General features: G+C 31.5%; 5 protein-coding genes. 3 read left to right on the top strand and 2 right to left on the bottom strand.

Features of this window, described 5'->3' with window-relative positions; translation table 11 throughout:
* The first annotated feature begins 721 nt into the window (after nucleotides 1-721).
* From ACYIAQ_RS08715 to ACYIAQ_RS08725, 3 genes are all read left to right on the top strand, one after another.
* Nucleotides 722-979: a hypothetical protein gene (locus ACYIAQ_RS08715; protein WP_483562318.1), complete on the top strand. Its 258-nt coding sequence runs from the start codon at nucleotides 722-724 to the stop codon at nucleotides 977-979.
* 21 nt (nucleotides 980-1,000) lie between these two features.
* A complete protein-coding gene (locus ACYIAQ_RS08720; RefSeq protein WP_483564034.1) occupies nucleotides 1,001-1,243 on the top strand; it encodes a hypothetical protein in 243 nt (80 codons plus the stop codon).
* A gap of 280 nt (nucleotides 1,244-1,523) precedes the next feature.
* Nucleotides 1,524-1,742: a hypothetical protein gene (locus tag ACYIAQ_RS08725; RefSeq protein WP_483564033.1), complete on the top strand. Its 219-nt coding sequence runs from the start codon at nucleotides 1,524-1,526 to the stop codon at nucleotides 1,740-1,742.
* 147 nt (nucleotides 1,743-1,889) lie between these two features.
* Here ACYIAQ_RS08725 and ACYIAQ_RS08730 read toward each other — a convergent pair whose 3' ends face one another.
* A complete protein-coding gene (locus ACYIAQ_RS08730) occupies nucleotides 1,890-2,165 on the bottom strand; it encodes a hypothetical protein (protein WP_483562316.1) in 276 nt (91 codons plus the stop codon).
* A gap of 643 nt (nucleotides 2,166-2,808) precedes the next feature.
* Nucleotides 2,809-4,035, bottom strand: a complete 1,227-nt coding sequence (locus ACYIAQ_RS08735) for an SLAP domain-containing protein (protein ID WP_483562315.1) — start codon at nucleotides 4,033-4,035, stop codon at nucleotides 2,809-2,811.
* Nucleotides 4,036-4,160: the final 125 nt, after the last annotated feature.

Genomic DNA, 4,160 nt, shown 5'->3' on the forward strand with positions numbered 1-4,160 from the left:
CGACTGAAACAATCATTTTCTTATTGAAATTACTTTTACTCATCTTTTCAAACCTTTCAATTAAAATTCGAACCAATCTACAACTAAATCACCCAAAACTAATAGCTTGTATAATAATTATTATTATCTTAACTAATGGGTCTCATCAAACTCAAAATTTCTCCTATTTATTGCCTTTTACCACCTTAGTTTTTCAAGCACTGTTATTATTAGACAAATGACCAGTAGCAGTGAATACACAGCATTCCCACGCCTTTTAATTTTGATCTCGATTAATTAACACCAAATAAGAATTTAACCGTAATATCAAAATCAATTTGTACTAATTGCTAATATGTAAGCTTAAAAGTACAGTGTAAAGCGTTATCTTTATGTTATGACTATTCGTTGAGTATTTAAAGACAATATATAGTAAAATAAAAAAAAAAAAAAAAAAGCAATATATTACATTAAAGAGATAATATTAAGAATTATATTTTATAAGATTTGAGATAATTTAAATTTGGTTCATGTTAATAGTTTGACGATTTTTCTACTTTTTATAATTTAACAATTAATAAATGATTGTTATAAATTTTGTCTTTTATAAATTTTTTAACGCCTATTTTTTAAGCTAGTCACAATTTCTTTCCAGAATTAAAATTAAATAATTGAAGTTACTCAATTGGGTGGTTTCTGGGCTATATTCATTTGGATTAATGTAGTTAATAGAAGAACCGTAGTGCGTCTTCCAAGCCTGATAATCGCTAGTTCCTTTTTGAGCAGGGAACGAATTTACTTCATTAGGATCGGCAATTCACTCAGTAGCACTTTTTCTAATGGTAACTTTAACAATAGCGGTTGTATCAACGGCATTTGGATAATTGTGATCCTGTCAGGTGGGTCAATTGTTTTCCAAGCATTATTACCTAATGCCCAAGCAGTTATGGCTCAACTTATTAAACTCAATTCAATTGTGATGCCAATGCGTTATCTTTAGGTCTTTGTTGCCTATATTGCTTTGCGTAAACAAGTTGATAAGTTCCACACCCCAGGCAACTATCAAATGACTAAGCATCAATGGTTAGCCTTTGTTGCTGGAGGTTGGGCTTTTGCCATCAACCTAATTTGTTGTTTACTTGGTATTTACTCAACTGATCCACTAACTTTAGGCTTGAATATTGCTACCCCAATTGTTTTATTCCTACTTGGTTTAATTTTACCAGCTATTTGGAATTATCAAGAAGCTAAAGCTAATAATTAAGTCAATCTAACTTTAAACCGCCTATTAGGCGGTTTTTTTGTTGCAATACTAAACTTATAATAAAGATAAGAAGATGAAACTGACAGTGGATTCTTTAAAAGCGGCAACTGATTTATTACATTGTCATCACTTAAAAGTAACTAAGCCGAGAATAAAGATTTTCTAATTATTTAATGATCATAATTAATTCAACATTTGACTTGTTAAGATCTACTAGTAACGCTATTCACCCAGCAACAAGTCTACAATATTTTAAATAAACTGGTTAACTGCCAAAATTGTGATCGAAATCAAAAACGGTGACGAAGCGATTCACTACGACTATTTTATAAGACCACACTTTCACGTTATTCGTACTAAATGTGAGCAAATTACTAACCTCTTCTACTCTAATTCTGCCAAAATTGAAAACAAAATGCACCAAAAAATTGAAAAGCAAACAGGCTTTATAACTTCGGCTAGTCATTTAGAAATTTATGGAATTTGCCTGACGTGGTAAAATATTTAACTCTAACCCAGATTGAATTATTTTTAGGGCAAGTTTAATTCAACTATTATTTTAAGCACAAAAAGAACATAAATAGATTTCCTAATTTTACTTAGGAAATTTATTTATGTCTGCTTGCTTTTATTGTTTATTATTTTGTTACTTGTTTACGACATGAAGTGCATTTTGGACAATAGTAATGATGTCTTCGGTTGTTTGAGCATTATTAATATTTTTAACGACCGCATTAAGTTTAGAATCGTCTATATCAGCATCATTATATGCTTCTTGAACTATCTGACTAGCAGCTCTCTTTAGAGAGGCTATATCAATCTTATTCAAAAGATTACCAATTTTACGATAGTAATTGTTATTATTATCCTCAATTTCTTTTATATTTGTTGCTCTTGCAATTTGCAGACTTGCTTCGTCCAAAAATCCTGAAGCATTTGTTAGTCGAGCAATTTTAGTATTAATGTCATGGATAATTGATATTATTTTCTCTGCTTTAACTTGCGCAAATTGGCAGACAGTAATAGCTTCATTTTGAGCTTTAATAATATCAGCATAGTTTTGCGCATTATCAACAGCGTTAGTATCCTTTTCAATATTAGCCTTAAGTTTTTTATTTAACGAATGTTATTTAAAAATCAAACAGATTGTGTGAAAAATTGTTGGACTACCCCAAAAACACTAATAAAAAACGTCACGCTTTGTAAGCTTGACGTTTTAAAATTTATATTAGCATCCATAAACTATATTGATATAAAACCAAATACTTTACTTCACTAAATTTTATAAAGAAAACTAGTTTCTAAAAATACCAAATACGTTAGACATAAAACAGCTACCTGAGTTGCTTTTGGTAAGTATGCATTAATTTCAACTTTTCCATCAGATAATATGGTATTCAAATTTTTAATAGTATTGGCACAATTAATTTTGTATATAATTGTGTTCCCACTCTGTATAACAATATCTTTTTTACACTATCACCTTGTGCTAAATCATTAATTTCTACTACCTTGTCTAGCTTTTATTAATTCTTCTGCGTCAGTAATTTTTTGTTTACCAGATATTAGATAAAACCATTTACAATATTCTTTATTTTTTCAAGTGTCTGATCTTTAATCTGGGCTATTTCTTCAGAAGTTAAATCTGCATTATTAATCACAGTGTCAGCGTTTGTTGCTGCTTGCTTTACTGCAGCGATTGCTGTCTCTGCATCTTTTTCAATATTGTCTATTTCATCGTTTGTCTTCGCATTCTTAATCTCTCTCTCAGCATGACTTAAAAGTTTATCTACATCATCGACTGCTTTAGTTGCTTCTTCTTTTCCTATTGCAATAACAAGCGTATTTAGAGCATCATCAGCTTTATTTTTAACTTTTTGAACTGCTGCTTTGCGGGTAAAATCATCTACAATATTCTTTATTTTGGCAATAGCCTGGTCTTTAAATTGATTTATTTCACCGCTTGTCTTCGCGTTACTAATCCCTGTTTTACCATCACTTAAAGCATGATTTACGGCATCGACTGCTTTAGATACTTCTTCTTTTGGTTCTTTTACATTAACAAGCGTATTTAGAGCATTATTAGCAGTATAGTCAACTTCATTATCTGCTGCTGCCCTTTGATTCCTTAAAGCATCTGCCGGTGGATTAATGTTACCACCATTGCTTGCGCCACCACCATTAATAATATTAGAAGTGTTATTAGTAGAATTACTTGGTGCCTCAGCTCCACCACTTACTGGTGGAGTTGTTGGTATTATTGGGGTATTTGACACAAAATTATTAATTGGAGCCTGTTTAACAACAAAGGCCTTAGTAGGAATATATCCGCGCTTTGTAGCGTAGAACTTCTTACCATGAATGGTAATGGCTTTACCAAAAATTCTAACCTTCTTGCCCTTTACCATTCTACTACCTTTAATAACTTTACCATTTCTAGTATAAAGTGAGGTATTCCTTACCAATGTACGGAGCTTACCATCAACATTAGCTGCCTTAATATATTGACCTTTGCCAATTTCATAGTAAGTTATGCCCTTAATGGTCTTTTTACCATAAGTAGTGACTCTACTGCCGGCTCTAACGATTGCGCTTGTCTTAACCGCCTTTTTACCAATCTTCTTGTAAATGGCAGAATTTACACCAACTGCTTTACTCTTAGCAGCCTTAGCGCTAACAGTTGTTGCGTTCATTGCATTTTCTTGGCCGCTTACTCCAGCAAAACCAATTGACAATAATGCTGCTCCAACGACTGAAACAATCATTTTCTTATTGAAATTACTTTTACTCATCTTTTCAAACCTTTCAATTAAAATTCGAACCAATCTACAACTAAATCACCCAAAACTAATAGCTTGTATAATAATTATTATTATCTTAACTAATGGGTCTCATCAAACTCAAAATTTCTCCTATT

It is taken from the genome of Lactobacillus sp. X-49, assembly GCF_057063645.1.